A 21934-nucleotide genomic window follows, 5' to 3' on the forward strand; every position below is an offset into this window, starting at 1 on the left:
CCTGACCGGTGGACACCCTTCCGTCAGCCGCCTTAGGGTTGGACCGAGCCCGGTCGTCCTCGCACGACCGCACCCCCGACCGCCGCCTTCCCCGAGGAGCCCCGCATGGCCACGTCGCCCCGCCCGGACCAACCACCCCGCCGCCCCGGCGGCTCGTCGACCGCCCCGCTGCACGCCGAGAGCGTCCTCGGCGGCCGGGCCGACTCCGGCACCGGCGGGGTGCCGGCCATGGGCCCCGGGGTCGAGCCCGCCGGCTTCGAGGAGACCACCCAGGCGCTGGCTCCCGCGGTGGGTCCCTGGGCGGACTCGCTCGGGCGGGCCGGCTCCCGCGCCGCCCAGACGCTGCTCGTGGCCGCCGTGGTGGTGGGCCTCGTCTGGGTCCTGCTGCGGATCAAGGTCGTGGTCATCGCGGCCATGGTCGCCCTCATCCTCGCCTCGGCGGTGGGGCCGGTCGTGAAGTGGCTCGAGCGCAAGGGCTGGTCGAACCTGCTCGCGACCCTCACGGCGTTCCTGGGCATCCTCCTGCTGCTCGGCGGCGTGATCGCCGGCATCGTGTTCACCGTGCGCGCCCAGTGGGACACGCTCGCGTCCCAGGCGTCGGAGGGCTGGAACGAGCTGCGCCGCCTGCTCGAGTCCACCCCGCTGCCGGTGGACACCGCCAGCATCGACGCCGCGCTGCGCCGGGCCACCGAGTTCGCCACCAGCGGCAGCTTCGCCGGCAGCGCCCTGAGCGGTCTCTCCGCGGCCGCGTCCTTCATCACCGGGCTCGTCCTGATGATCGTCATCCTCTTCTTCTTCCTCAAGGACGGGGAGAAGATGTGGAACTTCACGCTGCGCTGGTTCCGCGGCGAGCGCCGGGCGAAGCTCGCCGAGTCCGTGGACCGGGGCGCCCAGGTGCTGGGCGGCTACGTCCGCGGCACCGCGCTCGTCGCGCTCATCGACGCCGTGTTCATCGGTGGCTTCCTGCTGGTCTTCGGGGTGCCCCTGGCCATCCCCCTCGCAGTCCTCGTGTTCGTCACGGCCTTCATTCCCGTGGTCGGCGCGACCATCGCGGGCATCATCGCCGCCCTGGTCGCCCTGGTGACCAACGGACCGCTCATCGCTCTCGCCGTCATCGGCTGGATCATCGTGGTGAACCAGATCGAGGGCAACATCCTGCAGCCGATCATCATGGGCCGCACGCTGAGCCTGCACGCGCTCATCGTCCTGCTCGCCCTGACCGTCGGCACCCTGGTCGGCGGCATCTTCGGCGCGATCCTGGCCGTGCCGTACACCGCCGTGGCATGGGCCGTGATCCAGGTATGGTCCAGCCGCTACCAGGTCGGCGACGACCCCGTGCTGGGGTCGGACCCGGTGAACCCCAAGGACCGCGTCGAGTCCAAGGCCACGATGGCCGAGCGCTGGAAGTACCAGCGGATGCGCTACCAGCAGGCGCTGGGCGGCCGCTTCGGGGCCACCGAGCGCGACGCCGTCCGGCAGGACGACAGCACCGACGACGACGCCGCGCGGTCGGCCGGCGGGGGCACCGGTTCCGGCGAGAGCGCACGCACGCCCTAGTCTGGGAACCATGACCAACACCGAACGCCGCCGCTCCGTCACCGCCGAGGACCTCGCGAACATCGCCGTCTTCGCGGCCCTCACCGCGGCCCTGTCCGTCCTGCCCGGCATCCCGCTGGGCGGGGCGGGGGTGCCGCTGACGCTGCAGACCCTCGCCGTGTTCCTCACGGGCCTGGTCCTGGGCGGGACGCGCGGCTTCCTGGCGGTGGCGCTCTACGTCCTGGTCGGGCTGATCGGCGTGCCGATCTTCGCCGGCTTCCGCGGCGGCCTCGGTGTGCTCGCGGGCCCCTCCGCCGGCTACATCCTGGCCTTCCCCTTCGCCGCGGCCGCCGCGGGCTACGTGGCGCAGTGGCTGATCCCGGCCCGCCGGGCCGGCGACGGCGGGGCCACCAACGCCCGCTACGAGCGCACCGGCACGTACACGCTGCGGCTGGTGCTCGCCGCGCTCGCCGGGTTCGTGGTGATCCGGGTCGGCGGCATCGCCGGCCTCGTGCTCAACGCGCAGCTGCCGCTCCAGGACGCCTTCCTCGCGGACCTCGTGTTCTGGCCCGGGGACCTGGTCAAGTGCGTGCTCGCCGCGGTCATCGCCGTGGGCGTGCACAAGGCGTTCCCCCGGATCGCGGGCACGCGCTGACCCGTGGCCGGCTGCCCCGGGGCCGAGGCCCTCGTGTGCTCCGACGTCACCGTCACCGCCCCCACCACCTCCGGTGAGCTGACCCTGCTGCGCGGGGTGGACGTGGCCCTTCCCGAGCGGCGGGTCGCCGTGGTCGGGCTCAACGGGTCCGGCAAGTCCACCTTCCTGCGCCTGTTCAACGGCCTCGCCCGCCCGGCCTCGGGCGAGGTCACCGTGCACGGCATCGACGTGGCCCGTGACGTGCGCGCCGCCCGCCGGCACGTGGGCTTCGTCTTCACCGATCCCCTCTCCCAGCTGGTCATGCCCACCCCCGTGGAGGACGTCGAGCTGTCCCTGCGCGGGACCGGCCTCCCCCGGGCCCGACGACGCGCCGCGGCCCTCGCGCTGCTCGGGCGCGTGGGGATCGCCCACCGGGCCGAGCACAGCATCTACGACCTCTCCGGCGGGGAGCGCCAGCTCGCGGCCTTCGCGGCCGTGCTGGCCGTGGAGCCCGAAGTGCTCGTGCTGGACGAGCCCACGACCCTGCTGGACCTCCGCAATCGCGGACGCCTGATCGGGCTGCTCGACGGGCTGCCGCACCAGCTGCTGATCTCCACGCACGACCTCGGGCTCGCGGCGACCGCGTCCCGCGTCCTGGTCCTGCACGAGGGGCGCCTGGTGGCCGACGGCCGCCCCGAGAAGGTCCTGCCCGCCTACGAGCGCTGGTGCGCGCACGGCTTCCCCCAGGAGGCCGCCCCGTGAGCCGCGGCCCGGACCTGTTCGGCAGCTACACCCCCGGCACGAGCCTGCTGCACCGGGCCCCGCTGTGGAGCAAGGGCGTAGGCATCGTCGTCGTGACCGTGGCCGTGGTCCTCGCCCCGTCGTGGCCGGTCCCGGCCGCGCTGACCGCGGGACTCCTGGCGGCGGGCACCGCCGCCGGCGTCCGGGCTCGCGAGTGGTGGCGCGGACTGGCCCCCGCGCTGCCCGTGCTGGTCCTGCTGGGCGTCTACCACGTCCTCACCACCGGACCGGGCCAGGCGGCCGACGTGCTGGCCACCATCGTGGTCTTCCTCGTCGTCACCCGCGTGCTGATGCACACCACTCCCCTGCCCGAGCTGCTCGACGGCGTCGTGTGGCTGTGCACCCCGGTGCGGCTCGTCGGTGCCGACCCCGAGCGGATCGGCCTGGCCGTGTCCCTGATGCTGCGCTCGATCCCGTTCGTCGTCGGCGCCGTGGGCGAACTGCGGGACGCCGTGCGCGCGCGCGGGCTGCGCCCCAACCCGGTGCTGCTGGTCACGCCCGCGGTGATCTCCACGGTGGCCTACGCCGAGCGCACCGGTCAGGCCCTCGCCGCCCGTGGATTCGACTGAGCGGCACCGCACGACCGTCAGTGCGCTTATGCTTTGCCCATGACCTTCAGCAACGACTCCCAGCTGGACCCCGGGCGGGTCGGCGGCGGTGGCGGCCGTGGCGTGGCCGTGGGCGGCGGGATCGGCGGCACGCTGCTGCTGCTGGTCGTCGGGCTGTTCTTCGGCCAGGACGGCATCGACGCCCTCACCGGCGGCGGACAGGACACCGGCGGTCCGTCCTCCGGGCAGGAGCAGTTCGCGCACTGCGAGACCGGCGCGGACGCCAACCAGTACAGCGACTGCCGGATGATCGCCACCGCGCAGAGCCTCGACCAGTTCTGGGAGGGCTACCTCCCGCAGGCCACCGGCGAGCGCTACGTGCTGCCGGGCCTGGAGCTCTACCAGGGCCGGGACTCCACCGCCTGCGGCACCGCGTCCTCGGCCGTGGGTCCCTTCTACTGCCCGGCCGACCGGACCGTGTGGCTCGACGTGGCGTTCTTCGACGAGCTGCAGTCCCAGTTCGGGGCCGAGGGCGGGCCCCTGGCCGAGGAGTACGTGCTCGCCCACGAGTTCGGCCACCACATCCAGCACCAGATCGGCACTCTCGGCTACGCCCAGCAGGACCCGCAGGGCCCGGAGTCCGGCGCCGTGCGGGTCGAGCTGCAGGCGGACTGCCTGGCTGGGCTCTGGGCCCGCGGCGCGTCCGGCGACACCTCCGGGGCGGTGGATCTGCAGGAGGTGACGCCCGAGCAGCTCGAGCAGGCGCTCAACGCCGCGTCCGTCATCGGCGACGACCGCATCCAGGCCACCACGCAGGACCGGGTGAACCCCGAGGCCTTCACTCACGGCACCTCCCGCCAGCGCCAGCTGTGGTTCTGGGCCGGCTACCGCACCGGCGACCTGGACCAGTGCGACACCTTCGCCGCACGCGACCTCGACAACCCGCCGACCCTCTGACCGCCGCCCCACCCCCGCTCCCAGCTCCCACGTACGCCGAGTCCTCCACCCCCAGCACCCACGTACGCCGAGCCCCCCATGAAGTCGCAATCCCCCCGGATTGATCGGGGGGACTTGCGAGCTCATGGGGGACTCGGCGTTGGAGGAGCAGTCCAGTGGTGAACAGGGTGGCAGTACACCCGGACCGGGTTGCCGAACTGCATGGACCGGCAGCCGACGTCGGCTGCCGGTGTGCGGGTCTCGACGAGCCGGTCAGGTCCGGGGACGCTCCTCGGCGTCGGTGCTGCTCCCGGGCGCGACGGAACGCTGGTCCCGGAGGCTGTCGTCGAGGCGGGAGTCGTCCTGCCCGGGCGCCTCGCGCTCCCGGCGGCTGGCACCCTCGTGCGACCCCTCGGACCGCTCGTCGCGTTCGGCGCGGTCGGTGTGGTCGGCCTGGTCGGTGCGCTCCCCGTCCGGGTCCAATGTGGCGGCCTCCCGCCGGTGGGCCTCCGCCTCCTCGCGTGCGCGGTCGGCCTCCTCGGCCTGCCGCCGGGCCTCCTGCTCGATCCGGTCCGCCTCGATCCGGGCCTTCTCGGCCTCGGCCCGAGCCGCCTCCGCGTCCGCCTTCTGCTCCCGGGCTGCCAGGCTCTCCTCCTCGCTGCGGGCCCGCAGGTCGGCGGCGCGCTCCCGGTTCCGGCGCTCCACGGCGGCCTGGTGATCCCGCTTCTTCTTGCCGACCCCCACCAGCGCGAGCACGACGAGTGCCAGCACCACGATCGCCAGCACGATCCAGATCCACGGTTCCATCGGACGGTCCTCCTCGGTCGACGCGGGATGTCCCCGGATGCGGGATCCTCACGCTCACGTGCCAGCCCGGCGGGCCTGCTACCCGTCCGTTCAGCACCGGTGCCCTGTCCTGTCCACGACCGCGGAGGCCCGCCACACCGCCTGATGCAGGCTTGCCCGGACGATCAGGAGTTCCCCGCGTGAGGGGCGGACATCGTCCCAGGTCGGAGGCGGCAGTTCCAGAGAAAACGCACGGCCCCGGCCGCTGAGCCCAGCGTGTGCACCGACGCACGGACTCCGCGCACCCGGCGCGAGTCGGATTGTGTCGACTTCCTGCCCGGCAGTCGATCGGCCGCCGGCGCCGTGCACCGTCCGCCGCGCCCCGACGGGTGGAGGAGGTGTTTCGGGTGGCGGTAAGCGTGGCGGCTCAGGCCAGCGAGAGCGCGAAGGACAGTGCGAAGCCGGCCGCCGTGCTCAGCGCCACCGCGGGACCGCCGTGCTCGTAGGCCTCGGGCATGAGGGTGTCGGCCAGGGAGGCGATCACGGCGCCGGCGGCGAAGGCCAGCGGCAGGGAGATGGTCTGGGGATCGCTCCCGGCCAGGGGCCCCGCGCCGAGCAGCACGGCCAGCACGAGCAGCACCCCGCAGACCGTCCAGAGCAGCACGGCCCGGCCTCTCGACATGCCCTGCTCCCGCATCGAGGCGGCTCCCACGAGGGACTCGGGCAGGTTGGAGACGAAGATCGCGGCGAGCAGGGCCAGCCCCCCGGTGCCCTCGGTGAGGGAGACGCCCAGGGCCACGTTCTCGGGCACCCCGTCCAGGGTGACGGCCGCGAGCAGGGCCAGGCCGGCCGCTCCGCGGGCCGACGCCGCTTCGGGCGCCTTGTCCTCGGCGGCGGCGTCCGGGTCCAGCTTGGCGCTGCCCTGCTGCCGCTCTGCGCCCTCGGACCGGGGCCCGGGCTGCGCCCACCGGTCGAGCAGGGCGCTGAGCGCGGTGAAGACCACGGCCCCGGCGAACAGCCCGCCCACCGCCAGCCCGATCCCGCCGCGCTCGTAGGCGTCCTCGAACAGCTCGAAGGCCAGGGCGGTGATCAGCGCCCCGGCGGCGAAGGAGAGCAGGATGGCGAGCAGGCGCTTGGGGAGCTCGAAGCGCACCCCGACCAGCGCCCCGATCACGAGGGCGCTGGAGGCCACGATCCCGAAGAGCAGCGTCTGGACCATGACCGCAGTGTAGGAGCCGGCCGCGCCGGAGGGGCGGTATGCCGCAACGTTCCCCCGCCCGCGCCCGCGGGACGCCGGCATCGACGCCCGAGGCGGTGGCCCCGCGCGCCCTCGCGGACGGAGCGGGGACGGCAGCCGCTGCACGGTGCTGCGGGCGTCGGCCCTGGTGGGAGACGGTTTCGACCTTGATCTGTGACAGAAGCTTTACTTTTCATGGGTTGGAACCGAGCTAGCCTGTAAGCACCGAATTGCGGAACCGAGGCACCTTCGGAAAAGCTTTCGACGCCGACGCGCACACGATATTCCGGAGAATACGAGCGGCTCGGCCTTATTGATGCGGCGATGTGGACCCATCGACCACACTGACACCCTTATCCCTTGTCAGACCCGCATTCGTATTTCCCTGTCCCAATACGGACATCACCCTCGGACCGGGTGATCAAGGCAATCCAGCACGCCCCGCAATGCGGAAGGAGAAGCCAGCAGGAATAGTCCCGGACGGCGTCGGTCATCGACGTCGGTCCTTTTCTTACCAAGAGCACGGAGAATTGTCATGAGCAGCATTCTTGACTCGCATGCGCACGCCCCCACGCAGGGAAGCCGGCCTCCTCGCGGGGTCGGTGCTCGGCGGATCGTCCGGCGGAGGTCGGCGAGCATCCTCTCGGCCGGCGCACTGGCCGGGGCCTCCCTCTTCGTGGGCGTGGCACCGGCACACGCCGACACCGGCGTGCGGATCGACAACGGGGTCCTGGAAGTCACTGGCGACGCACAGTCCAACGACGTGAGAGTCACGGTGGTCCTGAGGCAGGGCGTCGAGCGCTACAGGATTGCGGTGCCGGGAAGCACCGTGAACCCGGGATCAGGGTGCAGGTCCGACGGTACGGCTGCCGTGACCTGTCGGACCTCCGGTGTGTCCTCGATCGATGTGAATGCGGGCAACGGCAACGACAGTGTCACCCTGGACGTGACGGTTCCGACCACGGTGCGGGGAGGCAACGGCAACGACACCGTCAACGGCGGCAACGGCAACGACCGGTTCGACGGCGGCGCCGGCAACGACCGCCTGAACGGGGCCAGCGGCAACGACACGCTCAACGGCGGCAACGGCAACGACGTCCTCAGGGGAGGAAATGGCAACGACACCCTCAACGGCGGCAACGGCAACGACAGCCTCAACGGGGACAACGGCAACGACACGCTCAACGGCGGCGACGGCAACGACCTCCTGAACGGCGGCAACGGCAACGACGTGCTGAACGGCGGCAACGGCAACGACACCGTCAACGGCGGGGACGGCAACGACACCGTCAACGGCGGCAACGGCAACGACCGGCTCAACGGCCAGAACGGCAACGACCTCCTGAACGGCGCCGACGGCAACGACATCCTCGACGGCGGCAACGGCAACGACGTCCTGACCGGGGGCGCCGGCGCCGACACCTTCAACGGAGGCAACGGCAACGACACCGTCAACGGCGGCAACGGCAACGACTCCGCCAACGGCGGCAACGGCAACGACACCCTCAACGGCCAGAACGGCAACGACCGTCTGATCGGTGGTCCCGGCACCGACACCGCGAACGGCGGCAACGGCACGGATCGGTGTGAGGCCGAGACGGAGGTGAACTGCGAGAACTGATCCGGCGTGGCCGGACGGACGACGGCGCCCCGCCCACCTCGTGCGAGGTGGGCGGGGCGCCGTGGTCGTGCCGGGAGGCCGATCAGATGTTGAAGCCCAGGGCCCGCATCTGGTCGCGGCCGTCCTCGGTGATCCGGTCGGGACCCCACGGCGGCATCCAGACCCAGTTGACCCGCCACTCGTCCAGCAGCGGGCCGAGGTTCTGCTCGACCTGCTCCTCGATGACGTCCTGCAGCGGGCAGGCCGCGGTCGTGAGGGTCATGTCGAGGATCAGGGCGCCGTCCTCGGCCCACCGGGAGCCGTAGAGCAGGCCCAGGTCGACGATGTTGACGCCGAGCTCGGGGTCGATGACGTTCTTGAGCGCCTCCTCGACCTCCTCCGTGGAGAGCCGTCCCGCAGGGGCCTCGGAGGTGTCGACGGGGGTCTCAGCAGGGGTGTCGGCCATCGCTGGCCTCCTTTCGGTGCTGGTCGGCGCGGCGCTTACTTGGCGGGGGCGAGGTAGCGGTCGTAGCCCTCGTTCTCGAGCCGCTCGGCGAGCTCGGGACCGCCCTCGTCGACGACGCGGCCGTCGGCGAACACGTGCACGAACTGCGGCTTGATGTAGCGCAGGATCCGCGTGTAGTGGGTGATCAGCATGACGCCCATGTCGTTGGTCTCCAGGGCGCGGTTGACGCCCTCGGAGACGACCTTCAGCGCGTCGACGTCGAGGCCGGAGTCGGTCTCGTCGAGCAGGGCCATCCGGGGCTTGAGCAGCTCGAGCTGGAGGATCTCGTGGCGCTTCTTCTCACCGCCGGAGAAGCCCTCGTTGACGTTGCGCTGGATCATGTCCGGGCTGATCTTCAGCTGCTCCATGGCGGCCTTGACGTCCTTCGTCCACGTGCGCAGGGAAGGGGCCTCGCCGTCGATCGCGGTCTTGGCGGTGCGCAAGAAGTTGGAGGTCGTCACGCCCGGGATCTCCACGGGGTACTGCATGGCCAGGAAGAGCCCGGCACGGGCGCGCTCGTCCACGGACATCTCCAGGACGTCCTCGCCGTCCAGGAGGACCTGGCCGGAGTCGACGACGTACTTGGGGTGCCCGGCGATGGTCGAGGCCAGCGTGGACTTGCCGGACCCGTTGGGGCCCATGATCGCGTGCACCTCACCGGAGTTGATGGTGAGGTTCACGCCCTTGAGGATCGGCTTGGTGGTCTCGTCGTCGAGCACGACGGACGCGTGCAGGTCCTTGATCTCGAGAGTTGCCATGGATGGTTCTCCTGTGGTCGGGAAGAGTGTGGGAAAAGGGCTCAGTGGTTGGCGGAGGCGAGCTCGTCCTGGACGGCCTCGCGCAGCCGCTCCTCGATGTCCGGGACACCGATCTGCTGGAGGATCTCGAACAGGAAGCCGCGCACCACGAGCCGGCGCGCCTCGTCCTCGGGGATGCCCCGGGACATGAGGTAGTACAGGTGCTCGTCGTCCAGCTGCCCGGTGGTGGAGGCGTGGCCGGCCCCGGCGATCAGGCCGGTCTCGATCTCCAGGTTGGGCACGGAGTCCATGCGCGGCCCGTCGCCCAGGATCAGGTTCCGGTTCAGCTCGTAGGTGTCGGTGCCCTCCGCGGTGGCGCGGATCAGGACGTCGCCGACCCACACGCCGTGCGCGTTCTCGCCCTGCAGCGCGGACTTGTAGGTCACCCGCGAGGTGCAGTGCGGCTGGGAGTGGTCCACGAACAGCCGGGACTCCAGGTGCTGGCCGGCGTCCACGAACGTGAGGCCGTACATCTCCACGGAGCCGCCGGGGGCGTCGAAGCGGGTGGACGGGGTCACGCGCACCAGGTCACCGCCGAGGGAGACGAGCACGTGCTTGAAGGAGGCCGACCGGCCCAGACGCGCCTGCTGGGAGGAGGCGTGCACGGCCTCGTCGTCCCACTCCTGGAGGGTCACCACGGTGAGGTTGGCCGAGTCGGCCACGCGGAACTCGACGTTCTGCGAGAGCACCGCGCTGCCGTGGTGGCGCAGCACCACGAGCGCCTTGGAGAAGGGCTGGGCGTCGATCACCAGGTGCTGGGCCGCCGGGGTGGCGTCCGTGCCGTGGATGTCCACGAGGACGGGCGCGGCGATCTCGGCCTCCTGCGGCACCGTGAGCACGGTGGCCTCGGTGACGCTGCTCCACGCGTTGGCGGAGACCCGGTCCTCGGGGATGCCGGCGCTGCCGATCCGGGCGTCGTCGCGGCCGACGGTCTCCACGCGCACGGCGTCGGAGTCCACGGTCACCGCCGGCGCCGGGCCGGTGAGGGCGTCGGCGTGCAGGCCCTTGAGGCGCTTGACCGGGGTGAACCGGAAGTCCTCCTCCTTGCCCGTGATCTTCGGGAAGTCCGCGACGTCGTAGGACGTCTGCCGCCCGGCACGGGAGGAGTCCGGGCCCTCGGCGCTGCCGCCGCGGGCGGACTCCCGCACGAGGGTGTCGTTCTCGACCTTGTCGCGGGCGAGCCGCTCGCCCTCCTGGTCCATGCCCGGGATGGCGACGCGCCCGTCCCCGGTGGGGACCCCGTCGACCTTCTCGCCCAGGTTGTCGTAGACGTCCTTGGCCGTGCCGACGGCCTTGTCGGCCACCGCGGTGGCGGCGGAGGCGGCGGCCTCCGCCGCGTTGCGAATCGTTTCGTTCAGCTTGGACATGTCAGCCAACGGATCCTTCCATCTGCAGTTCGATGAGGCGGTTGAGTTCGAGCGCGTACTCCATGGGGAGCTCACGGGCGATCGGCTCCACGAAGCCGCGCACGATCATCGCCATGGCCTCGTCTTCGGCCAGGCCTCGCTGCATGAGGTAGAACAGCTGCTCCTCGGAGACCCGCGAGACGGTCGCCTCGTGGCCCATGGACACGTCGTCCTCGCGGATGTCGACGTAGGGGTAGGTGTCCGAGCGGGAGATCGTGTCGACCAGCAGGGCGTCGCAGACCACGTTGGACCTCGAGCCCTTGGCGCCCTCGCGAACCTGCACGAGACCGCGGTAGGCGGCGCGGCCGCCGTTGCGGGCCACGGACTTCGAGACGATCGACGAGGAGGTGTTCGGCGCGATGTGCACCATCTTCGAGCCGGTGTCCTGGTGCTGGCCCTCGCCGGCGAAGGCGATCGAGAGGGTCTCGCCGCGGGCGTGCTCCCCGGTCATGTAGACGGCCGGGTACTTCTGGGTCACCTTCGAGCCGATGTTGCCGTCGATCCACTCCATGGTGGCGCCCTCGTGGGCGATCGCGCGCTTGGTCACCAGGTTGTACACGTTGTTCGACCAGTTCTGGATGGTCGTGTAGCGCACCCGGGCGTTCTTCTTGACGATGATCTCGACCACGGCGGAGTGCAGCGAGTCGGAGTTGTAGATCGGCGCCGTGCAGCCCTCGATGTAGTGGACGTAGGAGTCCTCGTCCGCGATGATCAGCGTCCGCTCGAACTGGCCCATGTTCTCGGTGTTGATGCGGAAGTAGGCCTGCAGCGGGATCTCCACGTGCACGCCCTTGGGGACGTAGACGAAGGAGCCGCCGGACCACACGGCGGTGTTCAGCGAGGCGAACTTGTTGTCGCCCACCGGGATGACCGTGCCGAAGTACTCCTCGAAGAACTCCGGGTGCTCCTTGAGGGCGGTGTCGGTGTCCATGAAGATGACACCCTGCTCCTCGAGGTCCTCGCGGATCTGGTGGTAGACCACCTCGGACTCGTACTGGGCGGCGACGCCGGCCACGAGCCGGCCGCGCTCGGCCTCGGGGATGCCGAGCTTCTCGTAGGTGTTGCGGATGTCCTCGGGCAGGTCCTCCCAGGTCTGGGCCTGCTTCTCCGTGGAGCGCACGAAGTACTTGATGTTGTCGAAGTCGATGCCGGAGAGGTCCGCGCCCCAGGCGGGCATGGGCTTGCGGTCGAAGAACTTCAAGCCCTTCAGCCGCAGGTCGGTCATCCACTGCGGCTCGCTCTTCTTGGCCGAGATGTCCCGGACGACCTCCTCGTTGACGCCGCGGCGCGCGGAGGCGCCGGCGACGTCGGAGTCCGCCCAGCCGTACTCGTAGGTGCCGATGCCCTCGAGCTCCGGGTTCTTCTCCAGGATGTCGGCGATGACAGTGTCGTTGCCGCTGGCGATCTGTTCAGTCATGACGGCCTTCCTCTGTTGTCTGGTCTGTGGGGTGGTCCGTGGTCGTCCGGGCCGCGGCGGGTCCGGGCCGTGCGAGGGGCACGTGCGTGGTGCACACGTGCGCGCCGGCGGCCTGCGTGGAGAGCCGGCGGACGTCCGTGCCGAGCAGCCGGGCGATGAGCTCGGTCTCCAGCTCGCAGAACTGCGGGTAGCGGGCGGCCAGCTCCCGGACGGGGCAGTGGCCCTGGCACAGCTGCGCGGAGACGATGGTGCGCTGGTCCCCGCGCCCCACGGCGACCTCGTTCGTGGAGGCGGCGAAGCTGTCCTGGCTCAGCAGGCGCACGAGCACGGGCAGGCGATCGGCGACCTCCGGCCCGGCGGCCTCGACCTCGGGGCGGTAGGCGGCCTCGAGCCGGTCCACGCGCTCCTGGATGAACTCGCGCACGGCATCGGGACCGGCGACGCGCCGGATGGCCTCCAGGGCGTCGGTGGCGATCTCGAGGTAGTCGTCGCCGAGCTTCGCGTGACCCTCGGGAGCCACGACGTAGCGGCGGGCGGGGCGGCCGGCGCCGCCGGTGCGGCGGCGGACCATGGTGACCTCGATGTAGTGCTGCTGCTCGAGGGCGTCGAGGTGGCGCCGCACGGCCGCCGGGGTGAGCTCGAGCATGTCGCCGAGGTCGGCGGCCGAGACCGGTCCGTGCTCCAGGACGGCCCCCAGCACGCGGGAGCGGGTGTTCTCCTCCTGCTCCGCCCGCGGTCCGCCGGAGGAGCGGGACAGGCTCCGGGCGTCCGTGGTGTGGGTCATGGGTGAACCGTGCGCTTCCTGATCGGAGGTGGGGTGGAAGGTGGTGTGCTGCGCGGTGCGCCCCGCGCGGGGGCTCACTGAATACACAACCTCAGTATGTCGTTATTCATTCCGGTGCGGCCAGTAAGTTCAGCCTTACCCGGACCCGCCCCGGAAATCCCGACCTATTCATAATAACCCGCCGGGGCGGCGGGACCAAGGGGAACGGGGCGGCGGCGCGCCCCACTACACTGGTCCGGTGCCCGCCCACAGTCCCCCCGCGTCCTCGCCCGCGCTGGCGATCGAGCGCCTCGTCAAACAGTTCCCCGCCCGCCGACGACGCCCCCGCCGGGGTCCGGAGCAGGGGGCGGACGCGGTGCACGCCGTCGACGGCCTCTCCCTGACCGCCCGGCACGGCGAGATCACGGCGCTGCTCGGGCCCAACGGCGCGGGCAAGACCACCACCCTGGAGTGCGCCCAGGGCCTGCAGCGGCCCTCGGCGGGCGCCGTCCGGCTGCTCGGGCAGGACCCGTGGCAGGCCGGTCCGGAACTGCGCGCCCGGGTGGGCGTCATGCTCCAGGAGGGCGGACTGCCGCAGGCGGTGCGCCCGCTGGAGCTGCTGCGGCACGTCGCCTCCCTCTACCGCAGCCCGCGGGACATGGACGCGCTCGTGGAGCGGCTCGGCATCAACGGCTTCGACCGCACGGTGGTCCGCCGCCTCTCCGGCGGCCAGCGCCAGCGGGTGGCCCTGGCGGCCGCTCTGGCGGGCAATCCGGAGGTCCTGTTCCTGGACGAGCCCTCGGCCGGGATGGACCCGCAGTCCCGCAACATCGTCTTCGACCTCGTGCAGCAGTTGCGCCGCGAAGGCGTGTGCATCATCCTGACCACGCACCTGCTCGACGACGCCCAGCGGCTGGCCGACCAGGTCTACATCGTCGACCACGGCCGGGTCATGGCCCAGGGCTCCGTGGCCGAGCTGGTGGCCCCCGGCGCGGACGCCCCGGCCGTGCTGGCCCTGACCCTGACCCCCGAACAGTCCGGGGCCGGTCCCTTCCCGTGGGAGGGACCCGGGTTCGAGGACGTGCACGCGAACCGCTCCGACCGCACGGTCACGCTCACCGGCCGGCTCACCCCGGGACAGCTCGAGACGGTGACCCGCTGGTTCACGGCCACCGGGACCCTGCCCGAGTCCCTGTCCCTGCAGCCCCGCACCCTCGAGGACGTCTTCCTCGACATCTCCGGACGGGAGATCCGATGACCGCACCCGCCCAGCCCCGCGCCACGCCCCCGCGCTCGGACCCAGCCCCCCTGGCCCGGCGGGTCGCCGCGCAGTCCCGCTACGAGGCCCTGACCATGCTGCGCAACGGCGAACAGCTGCTGCTGCTGGTGATCCTGCCGCTGATGGCGCTCGTGGCGCTGACCCTCACCGACCTGCTGGACGCCGACGTCCCGCCGGGGCTCACCCGCATGGACGTGGCGGTGCCGGGCGTGCTCACCCTGTGCGTGCTCTCCAACGCGTTCTCCGGCCAGGGCATCCAGACCGGCTTCGACCGCCGCTACGGCGTGCTGCGCTTCCTCTCGACCACGCCCCTGGGCCGCGGCGGGCTGATCACCGGCAAGCTGGTGGCGATCGTGGCCGTGCTGGCGGTGCAGTACGTGCTCGTCGGGGCCCTCGGCGCCGCCCTGGGGTGGCGCCCGGACCCGGTGGCGGTGCTCGTCTCCGTGCCGGTGCTGCTGCTCGGCGCCGCCGCCTTCACCGGGCTGGGCCTGCTGCTGGCCGGCACCGTGCGCGCCGAGGCGACCCTGGCCGTGACCAACCTCGTCTGGGTGGTGCTCGCGGCGGTCGGCGGGACCCTGTTCCCCTCCCGCACGCTGCCGCCGGCGCTGTCCTGGCTGGTGGACCTGCTGCCCTCCGGGGCGCTGGGCACCGCGATGCGGGAGACCTTCCTCACGGGTGGGCCCACGCTGCTGCCGCTGCTGGTGCTCGCCGTCTGGGCCGCCGCCGCGTGGGTCGCCGCGGTGCGCTGGTTCCGCTGGAGCTGACCGCCGGTCCGGTCCCGGACGGGACGGCGCGCCGCCCAGCGGCGCGGAAGGCCCGGCGAGCGGGACGGCCGGGGTGCCGCCGGGCTGCCAGCCCGGGGTGTGCCGGGGAGCCGCCGCCCCGGTGCCCGGGGGCGCCGCTCCCCGCTCCGTGCGCTTCCCGCCCGTGCGCGGAGCGGGGCGAAGGCGGATAAACTGGGACGGCAATCGCGCCCGCCGCCCTCCGTCCGGAAGTGAAGCCATGACCCCCGCCAGCGACCCCACCGACGCCGACGTCCGAGCGGACGGCAGGTTCCTGATGCCGACCCGGATCACCCCGTGGGTGCGGGGGATGGCGGTGGCCTCCCTGCTGGCCAACTCGCTGCTGATCCTCACCGGCGGGCTGGTGCGGCTCACCGGCTCCGGCCTGGGCTGCCCCACCTGGCCCCGCTGCACGGACGAGTCCTGGACGAACACCGCCGAGATGGGCCTGCACGGGGTGATCGAGTTCGGCAACCGACTGCTCACCTTCGTGCTCGCGCTCGTGGCGGTCCTGACGTTCCTGGCCGTGCTGCGGCTGGGCCACCGGCACTGGGACCTGATGCTCATCGCCCTGGTGCTCGGTCTGGCCATCCCGCTGCAGGCCGTGGTCGGAGGAGTGGTCGTCCACACCGGCCTGAACCCGTGGCTCGTGGGCATCCACTACCTGATCTCCAGCGCGATGATCGCCCTGTCCGCCGTTCTGGTGAACCGGACCCGCAGACGCTCCCTGCCGGCCGTCCGCGACGCCGAGCGCCCCGGCCAGGCCCTGAGCCAGCGGCGCCTGATCCGCGCCCTCGTGGTGACCCTCGGTGTGCTCACCGCCCTGATCCTCTACCTGGGGACCCTGGTCACCGGCACCGGTCCGCACAGCGGGGACGACTCCAGCGCCCGGCACGCCTTCGACGCGTACCTGATCACCCGGGCCCACGCGGTGCCGGTGTACCTGATCGTCGTCACCGTGGTCGCGGGGCTGGTGCTGGCGCGGCGCCGGCGGTGGCCCGTGCCCGTGGCGTCGGCGCTGCACGTGATGCTGGCCGTGCTCGTGCTGCAGGCGCTGATCGGCTACTACCAGTACTTCAACGGCCTGCCGATCGTGGCGGTGGCCCTGCACCTGGTGGGCTCCGCGGCGCTGGTCTGGGCCGCGGCCCGGACCGTGGAGAAGGGCTTCGCGCTGACCCGCACCCCGGACGCGGTCGTGCGCGCCGCCCCGGAGCAGCCGGTCGTCGAGGCTCCCGCCCGCGGCTGAGCGTGCTCAGGCCCGCTCGTCGGGGGCCTCGTCGAGCAGCTCCTCGACCGCCTGCGCCAGCCGCTGACGGCTGGCCGAGGGAATGGGCAGCAGCGGCCGCCGGGGCGGGGCCGTGCTCACCCCGCAGACCTCCGCGAGGGCGTAGAGGGAGCTGAGCGGGCGCTCCTGGCGCAGGATCTCCAGCAGCGGGGCCAGAGCGGCCTGCCACATGCGCACGGCCTCCTCGTCGCCCTCGACCACCGCGGCGCGGAAGGCGGCGTACTGGCGCGGCAGCACCGCCGCGATCCCCGAGTGCCACCCGGCGGCGTCCGGCGCCGCCTCGTGCAGCAGCCGCTCCCCGCTGACCCCGTGCGCGGTCCCCGGCTCGGCGAGCTCCGCGAACCGGGCCCGCCGCTCGGCGTACTCGCACGGGGTGCCGGCGGTGTCCTTGAAGGCGTTCACGTTATCCAGCCAGGACAGCTCGGCCGCGAGCTCCACCGGGTAGCTGAAGCCCGTCGTCGTCGGGTTGTTGTAGACGCACAGCGGCAGGGACACGGCCGCGGCCACCGTCTCCACCTGGTCGGCGATCTCCTGGGACACGAGGGGGATGTAGGACAGCGGGTTGAGCACCAGCCCGTCCGCCCCGCCGTTCTCGGCGGCGTACGCCATCTCGAGGACCTCGCGGGTGGTCATGGCCGAGATCCCGGCGCCCACCGGCACCCCGGAGCCGCGGGCGGCCTCCACCGCCACGCGCACGACCTCGGCCCGCTCGTCGCCGGAGAGGTACGCGAAGCTCCCCGAGCTGCCCAGCACCACCACCGAGTCCACCCCGGAGCGGGACAGCCGGCGGACGTAGCGCTCGAGGGACTCCAGGTCCAGCCGGCCGCCCGGCTGGAAGGGGGTGATCGGATAGGCCACGAGCCCGGTGAAGGTCATGCTGAGCATGCGTCCATCCTAGGACCGCCCCGGGGACGGGCCGGTCCCGGGCGGCACGGGCGCAGCGCCGGGCTCAGAGGATGGGGCCGCCCACGAACGGGTCCACGGCCAGGGCGAGGAAGACGAACGTGATGTAGGCGATCGAGCCGTGGAACACGTACATCGCCTGCTTGTCGGTCGGCCGGCCGGCCACGGCGAGGGCGTGCAGCTTGTGGCTGTGCCGCACGAACCACGCGCCCGCGCCGAGGGCGGTCAGCGTGTAGACCCACCCGGCGCCGCCGACCGGCACCAGCAGCAGCGAGCACACCAGCGTGGCCCACGCATAGAGCACCACCTGGCTGCCCACGGTCCGGGCGCTGGAGACGGCCCCCAGCATGGGGACCCCGGCACGGGAGTAGTCGTCGGCGTACTTCATCGACAGCGGCCAGTAGTGCGGCGGGGTCCACAGGAAGATGAACAGGAAGAGCACGAGGGCCGGCCAGTCGAGGCCGCCCGTCACCGCGGCCCAGCCGATGAGCACGGGCATGCACCCGGCCACCCCGCCCCACACGATGTTCTGGGCGGTGCGCCGCTTCAGGACGATCGAGTAGAACACGGCGTAGAGGAAGATGGCCGCGGCCCCGAGCGCGCCCGCGAGGACGTTGACGCCCACCGCCAGCCACACCACCGAGACGACCGCCACGACCCAGGCGAACACGAGGGCCTCCCGGTCGGTGACCTCACCGGTGACGAGCGGACGCTTGGCCGTCCGCCGCATCACCCGGTCCTCCTCCCGGTCGATGTAGCAGTTGAACGCCCCGGCGGCCCCCGCGGCGAGCGTGCCGCCCACGAGGGTGTTGAGGATCAGCCAGAAGTCGGGCATGCCCTGCTGGGCGAAGATCATGGTGGGGACGGTCGCGACGAGCAGCAGCTCGATGATCCGCGGCTTCATGAGGGCCACGTAGGCCCGCAGCTTCCGGGAGAACGTCATCCGGCCCCCGGGACGGGAGGCCGCCGCACCACGCTCGTGCTCGGTGCCGAGGACCGGTCCTCCTGCGGTGCTCGACGTCTCGAGTGAGTTCACGAAATCATTGCTCCCGGTTGCGGTGGTGTCCCCCGCTCGGTGCGCGAGGAGGCCCGGCGACCGCGCGTCGCCGACACGGCGACGGTCGGCGCAGCAGCTGCGGGCGCGGAAGAAGGTCCTATACAGCATAGCGCGTGGCGCTGTCCGTTCCCGCCCCGGGAATGCCGGGAACGGGCAGATCGGCAGGCCCGTTCCGGTGGTTCCGGTCACGTCACCGAAATGCGTGTGACCTAAGCTGGACCCAGACCGCCGGTCCGGGACCGGCGTCCGCTGCGCACGGCAGCGGCTCCCAGCAGAAAGGGCTCCGATTTTCGTGACCGATCTCGATGTGAAGCTGAAGTGGACCGAGCAGGACCAGCGCGCCGTGGACACCGTCCGGGTGCTGGCCGCCGACGCGGTGGAGAAGGTGGGCAGCGGGCACCCCGGGACGGCGATGTCCCTGGCCCCGGCGGCGTACCTGCTGTTCCAGAAGGTGATGCGCCACGACCCCACCGACGACCGGTGGACGGGGCGGGACCGGTTCATCCTCTCCCCCGGGCACACCTCCCTGACCCTGTACCTGCAGCTGTTCCTCTCCGGGTACGGCATGGAGCTCGACGACATCAAGTCGCTGCGCACCTGGGGGTCCAAGACCCCGGGGCACCCGGAGTACCGGCACACCACCGGGGTGGAGATCACCACCGGCCCCCTGGGCCAGGGCCTGGCCTCGGCGGTGGGCTTCGCCTACGCCCAGCGCTACACCCGGGGCCTCTTCGACCCCGACGCCCCGGCCGGGGAGTCCCCGTTCGACCACACGGTGTACGTGATCGCCTCCGACGGCGACCTGCAGGAGGGGATCACCTCCGAGGCGTCCTCCCTGGCCGGGGTGCAGGAGCTGGGGAACCTCGTGGTGATCTACGACCAGAACCACATCTCCATCGAGGACGACACCGACGTGGCCTTCACCGAGGACGTGCTCAAGCGCTACGAGGCCTACGGGTGGCACGTGAACCGGGTGGACTGGACGAAGTCCGGGGACTACGTCGAGGACGTCGAGGAGCTCTACGCGGCGATCCGCGCGGCCAAAGCCGAGACGTCGAAGCCCTCGATGATCGCGCTGCGCACGATCATCGGCTGGCCGGCCCCGACCAAGCAGAACACCGGCGGGATCCACGGCTCCAAGCTCGGGGCCGAGGAGGTCGCCGCCACCAAGGAGATTCTCGGCTTCGACCCGGAGCAGAACTTCCAGGTGGAGGAGGAGGTCCTGGCCCACACGCGCGGGATCCAGGACCGGATGAGCTCCTACCGCCAGGAGTGGGAGCAGAAGTTCGACGACTGGCGGGAGGCCAACCCCGAGCGGGCGGCCCTCTACGACCGGATCCGGGCCGAGGAGCTGCCCGAGAACCACCGGGAGGCGTTCCCCGTCTTCGAGGCGGGCAAGGACGTGGCGACCCGCTCGGCCTCGGGGAAGGTGCTCAACGCCATCGCCGAGACGTTCCCGGAGCTGTGGGGCGGTTCGGCCGACCTGGCCGGGTCCAACAACACCACCATCGAGTCCGCGGCCTCCTTCATCCCGGAGGCCCGCTCCACGAACAAGTGGACGGGCCACCCCTACGGGCGGGTGCTGCACTTCGGGATCCGTGAGCACGCCGCGGCGGCGATCGTCAACGGCATCACCATGTCCTCCCAGACGAGGGCGTTCTCCGGGACGTTCCTGATCTTCTCGGACTACCAGCGCCCGGCCGTGCGGCTCGGGGCCCTGATGAAGGTCCCCTCGATCTACGTGTGGACCCACGACTCGATCGGTCTGGGCGAGGACGGGCCCACCCACCAGCCGGTGGAGCAGCTCTCGGCCCTGCGCGCGATTCCGGGACTGGACGTGGTCCGTCCGGCCGACGCCAACGAGACCGCCATCGCCTGGCGCACGATCCTGGAGGGGCACGAGCGCCCCGCCGGGATCGCGCTGACCCGTCAGAACGTGCCGACCTTCGCCCGCCAGGACCTCCACCCCGAGGCCGAGGGCGAGAAGTTCGCCTCCGCCGAGGGCACCGCCCGCGGCGGGTACGTGCTGGCCGACTCCGAGGGCACCCCGGACGTGGTGCTGATCGGCACCGGCTCCGAGGTGTCCCTGGCGGTGGAGGCCCGCGAGCTGCTCAAGGAGCAGGGGGTCGCCGCCCGGGTGGTCTCCATGCCGTGCCGGGAGTGGTTCGACGCCCAGGACGCCGACTACCGCGAGTCCGTGATCCCGGCCGCCGTGAAGGCCCGGGTCTCGGTGGAGGCCGGGATCGCCATGTCCTGGCGGGACCTGATCGGCGACGCCGGGCGGGCGGTGTCCCTGGAGCACTTCGGGGAGTCGGCCGACTACGAGACCCTCTACCGCGAGTTCGGCATCACCGCCGAGGCGGTGGTCGCGGCCGCCCAGGACTCCCTCACCGCCGCTCAGGAGTCCGTCTCCGCGAACCGCTGACCCGCGGCGCGCACCGACCGAGCACCTTCCGCGCAGCGCGTGCCCCGCACGCGCTGCCCCGAACACGAGGACTGACACACATGACCACCCCCACCCAGAAGCTCTCCGACGCCGGCGTCTCGATCTGGCTCGACGACCTCTCCCGCGAACGCCTGACCTCCGGCGGCCTGCAGCGGCTGATCGACGAGAAGGACGTCGTGGGCGTGACCACCAACCCCACGATCTTCGCCGCCGCCCTCGCCGCCCACGACGCCTACGAGGACCAGGTCAAGGAGCTCGCCGCGGCCGGCACCGACGTCGACGAGGCCGTGCTGGCCATCACCACCGACGACGTCCGCGACGCCTGCGACCTGTTCGCCCCGATCGCCGAGGCCACCCAGGGCGTGGACGGGCGGGTGTCCATCGAGGTGGACCCGCGCCTGGCCCAGGACGCGGACGCGACCGCGGCCATGGCCCAGCGCCTGTCGACGACCATCGGCCGGGACAACGCGCTGATCAAGATCCCGGCCACCGAGGCCGGGCTGCCCTCGATCACCGCGACCATCGCCGAGGGGATCTCCGTGAACGTGACGCTGATCTTCTCCCTGGAGCGCTACCGCGCGGTCATCAACGCCTACCTGCTGGGCCTGGAGCAGGCCCTGGAGAACGGCAAGGACCTGGCCGGGATCCACTCCGTGGCCTCCTTCTTCGTCTCGCGCGTGGACGCCGAGATCGACAAGCGCCTGGACGCGGTCGGCACCGAGGAGGCCGAGGGCCTGAAGGGCCGGGCCGGCCTGGCCAACGCCCGCCTCGCCTACCAGGTCTTCGAACAGTCCCTGGACACCGAGCGCTGGGCGCGCCTGGCCGCGGCCGGGGCGAACCCGCAGCGGCCGCTGTGGGCCTCGACCGGGGTGAAGGACCCGTCCCTGCCGGACACCCTGTACGTCGCCGGCCTGGTGGCCCCGAACACCGTGAACACCATGCCGGAGAAGACCCTCGAGGCGACCTTCGACCACGCCGAGATCACCGGCGACACGATCACCGGCACCTACGAGGAGTCCAACGAACTCCTGGACCGGATCGCCGGCGTGGGAATCTCCTACGACGAGGTCGTGGAGAAGCTCGAGGCCGAGGGACTGACCAAGTTCGAGGACTCCTGGGCGGAACTGCTCGAGACGGTCCGCACCGCCCTCGACAACGCCCGCTGAGCCGGAGCGTCCCACGCCCGTACCGCCCTGCCCGACCCGAAGAAGGAGAC

The 21934-nt window shown here is 71.9% G+C and carries 20 protein-coding genes; 11 read left to right on the top strand and 9 right to left on the bottom strand.

Annotated features, from left to right (window positions below):
* Positions 1-105 precede the first annotated feature (105 nt).
* The 5 genes from ABL57_RS07015 to ABL57_RS07035 are packed head-to-tail and all read left to right on the top strand — an operon-like array spanning position 106 to position 4476.
* Positions 106-1557 carry an AI-2E family transporter gene (locus tag ABL57_RS07015; RefSeq protein ID WP_082157281.1) on the top strand — a complete coding sequence of 484 codons (1452 nt, stop codon included), beginning with the start codon at positions 106-108 and terminating at the stop codon, positions 1555-1557.
* Positions 1558-1567: 10 nt separating this feature from the next.
* Positions 1568-2191, top strand: coding sequence for a biotin transporter BioY (locus ABL57_RS07020; RefSeq protein ID WP_047802732.1), 624 nt, complete (start codon positions 1568-1570; stop codon positions 2189-2191).
* Positions 2192-2194: 3 nt separating this feature from the next.
* On the top strand, positions 2195-2932 hold the full coding sequence (locus tag ABL57_RS07025) for an energy-coupling factor ABC transporter ATP-binding protein (RefSeq protein WP_053004806.1): 738 nt from the start codon (positions 2195-2197) through the stop codon (positions 2930-2932).
* Positions 2929-3540, top strand: coding sequence for an energy-coupling factor transporter transmembrane protein EcfT (locus ABL57_RS07030; protein WP_047802733.1), 612 nt, complete (start codon positions 2929-2931; stop codon positions 3538-3540). The genes ABL57_RS07025 and ABL57_RS07030 overlap by 4 nt, the downstream gene beginning before the upstream one ends.
* Positions 3541-3579: 39 nt before the next feature.
* A complete protein-coding gene (locus tag ABL57_RS07035) occupies positions 3580-4476 on the top strand; it encodes a neutral zinc metallopeptidase (RefSeq protein ID WP_047802734.1) in 897 nt (298 codons plus the stop codon).
* A 252-nt stretch (positions 4477-4728) separates the two neighbouring features.
* Here ABL57_RS07035 and ABL57_RS07040 read toward each other — a convergent pair whose 3' ends face one another.
* Positions 4729-5262 (bottom strand): hypothetical protein, encoded by a 534-nt coding sequence (locus ABL57_RS07040; protein WP_053004807.1) that lies wholly within the window; start codon positions 5260-5262, stop codon positions 4729-4731.
* A gap of 406 nt (positions 5263-5668) precedes the next feature.
* Positions 5669-6460, bottom strand: coding sequence for a ZIP family metal transporter (locus ABL57_RS07045; RefSeq protein WP_047802735.1), 792 nt, complete (start codon positions 6458-6460; stop codon positions 5669-5671).
* Between the two features lie 727 nt (positions 6461-7187).
* Between ABL57_RS07045 and ABL57_RS23375 the strand changes: the two genes are divergently transcribed.
* The gene (locus ABL57_RS23375; protein WP_203225563.1) at positions 7188-8099 is read left to right on the top strand and encodes a calcium-binding protein; all 912 of its coding nucleotides are present in this window, start codon (positions 7188-7190) and stop codon (positions 8097-8099) included.
* 82 nt (positions 8100-8181) lie between these two features.
* On the opposite strand, the gene ABL57_RS07055 is transcribed toward ABL57_RS23375, so the two are convergent.
* From ABL57_RS07055 to ABL57_RS07075, 5 genes are all read right to left on the bottom strand, one after another.
* The gene (locus ABL57_RS07055; RefSeq protein ID WP_047802736.1) at positions 8182-8544 is read right to left on the bottom strand and encodes a metal-sulfur cluster assembly factor; all 363 of its coding nucleotides are present in this window, start codon (positions 8542-8544) and stop codon (positions 8182-8184) included.
* A 35-nt stretch (positions 8545-8579) separates the two neighbouring features.
* Positions 8580-9341, bottom strand: coding sequence for a Fe-S cluster assembly ATPase SufC (gene sufC / locus ABL57_RS07060; protein ID WP_047802737.1), 762 nt, complete (start codon positions 9339-9341; stop codon positions 8580-8582).
* A gap of 41 nt (positions 9342-9382) precedes the next feature.
* Positions 9383-10582 (bottom strand): Fe-S cluster assembly protein SufD, encoded by a 1200-nt coding sequence (gene sufD, locus ABL57_RS07065; protein WP_047802769.1) that lies wholly within the window; start codon positions 10580-10582, stop codon positions 9383-9385.
* 166 nt (positions 10583-10748) lie between these two features.
* On the bottom strand, positions 10749-12203 hold the full coding sequence (gene sufB, locus ABL57_RS07070) for a Fe-S cluster assembly protein SufB (protein WP_047802738.1): 1455 nt from the start codon (positions 12201-12203) through the stop codon (positions 10749-10751).
* Entirely contained in the window at positions 12196-12987 is a 792-nt protein-coding gene (locus tag ABL57_RS07075; protein WP_047802739.1) for a metalloregulator ArsR/SmtB family transcription factor, read from the bottom strand. The genes sufB and ABL57_RS07075 overlap by 8 nt, the downstream gene beginning before the upstream one ends.
* 238 nt (positions 12988-13225) lie before the next feature.
* Between ABL57_RS07075 and ABL57_RS07080 the strand changes: the two genes are divergently transcribed.
* The 3 genes from ABL57_RS07080 to ABL57_RS07090 all read left to right on the top strand — a co-directional run bounded on the left by ABL57_RS07080 (position 13226) and on the right by ABL57_RS07090 (position 16273).
* A complete protein-coding gene (locus ABL57_RS07080) occupies positions 13226-14224 on the top strand; it encodes an ABC transporter ATP-binding protein (protein WP_047802740.1) in 999 nt (332 codons plus the stop codon).
* On the top strand, positions 14221-15009 hold the full coding sequence (locus ABL57_RS07085) for an ABC transporter permease (RefSeq protein WP_047802741.1): 789 nt from the start codon (positions 14221-14223) through the stop codon (positions 15007-15009). Before ABL57_RS07080 ends, ABL57_RS07085 begins: the two co-directional genes overlap by 4 nt.
* 238 nt (positions 15010-15247) lie before the next feature.
* Positions 15248-16273, top strand: coding sequence for a heme A synthase (locus tag ABL57_RS07090; RefSeq protein WP_047802742.1), 1026 nt, complete (start codon positions 15248-15250; stop codon positions 16271-16273).
* A 6-nt stretch (positions 16274-16279) separates the two neighbouring features.
* Here ABL57_RS07090 and ABL57_RS07095 read toward each other — a convergent pair whose 3' ends face one another.
* Entirely contained in the window at positions 16280-17197 is a 918-nt protein-coding gene (locus ABL57_RS07095) for a dihydrodipicolinate synthase family protein (RefSeq protein WP_047802743.1), read from the bottom strand.
* Positions 17198-17261: 64 nt separating this feature from the next.
* Positions 17262-18158: a heme o synthase gene (locus ABL57_RS07100; protein WP_047802744.1), complete on the bottom strand. Its 897-nt coding sequence runs from the start codon at positions 18156-18158 to the stop codon at positions 17262-17264.
* Positions 18159-18564: 406 nt separating this feature from the next.
* Here ABL57_RS07100 and tkt point away from each other — a divergent pair, with 406 nt between their 5' ends.
* Together tkt and tal are read left to right on the top strand one after the other, a co-directional pair.
* The gene (gene tkt / locus ABL57_RS07105) at positions 18565-20697 is read left to right on the top strand and encodes a transketolase (RefSeq protein ID WP_047802745.1); all 2133 of its coding nucleotides are present in this window, start codon (positions 18565-18567) and stop codon (positions 20695-20697) included.
* An 80-nt stretch (positions 20698-20777) separates the two neighbouring features.
* Positions 20778-21884 carry a transaldolase gene (gene tal / locus ABL57_RS07110; protein WP_047802746.1) on the top strand — a complete coding sequence of 369 codons (1107 nt, stop codon included), beginning with the start codon at positions 20778-20780 and terminating at the stop codon, positions 21882-21884.
* The last annotated feature ends 50 nt before the right edge of the window (positions 21885-21934 follow it).

This window comes from Kocuria sp. SM24M-10 (assembly GCF_001027955.1).
Taxonomy (GTDB): Bacteria; Actinomycetota; Actinomycetes; order Actinomycetales; family Micrococcaceae; genus Kocuria; species Kocuria oceani.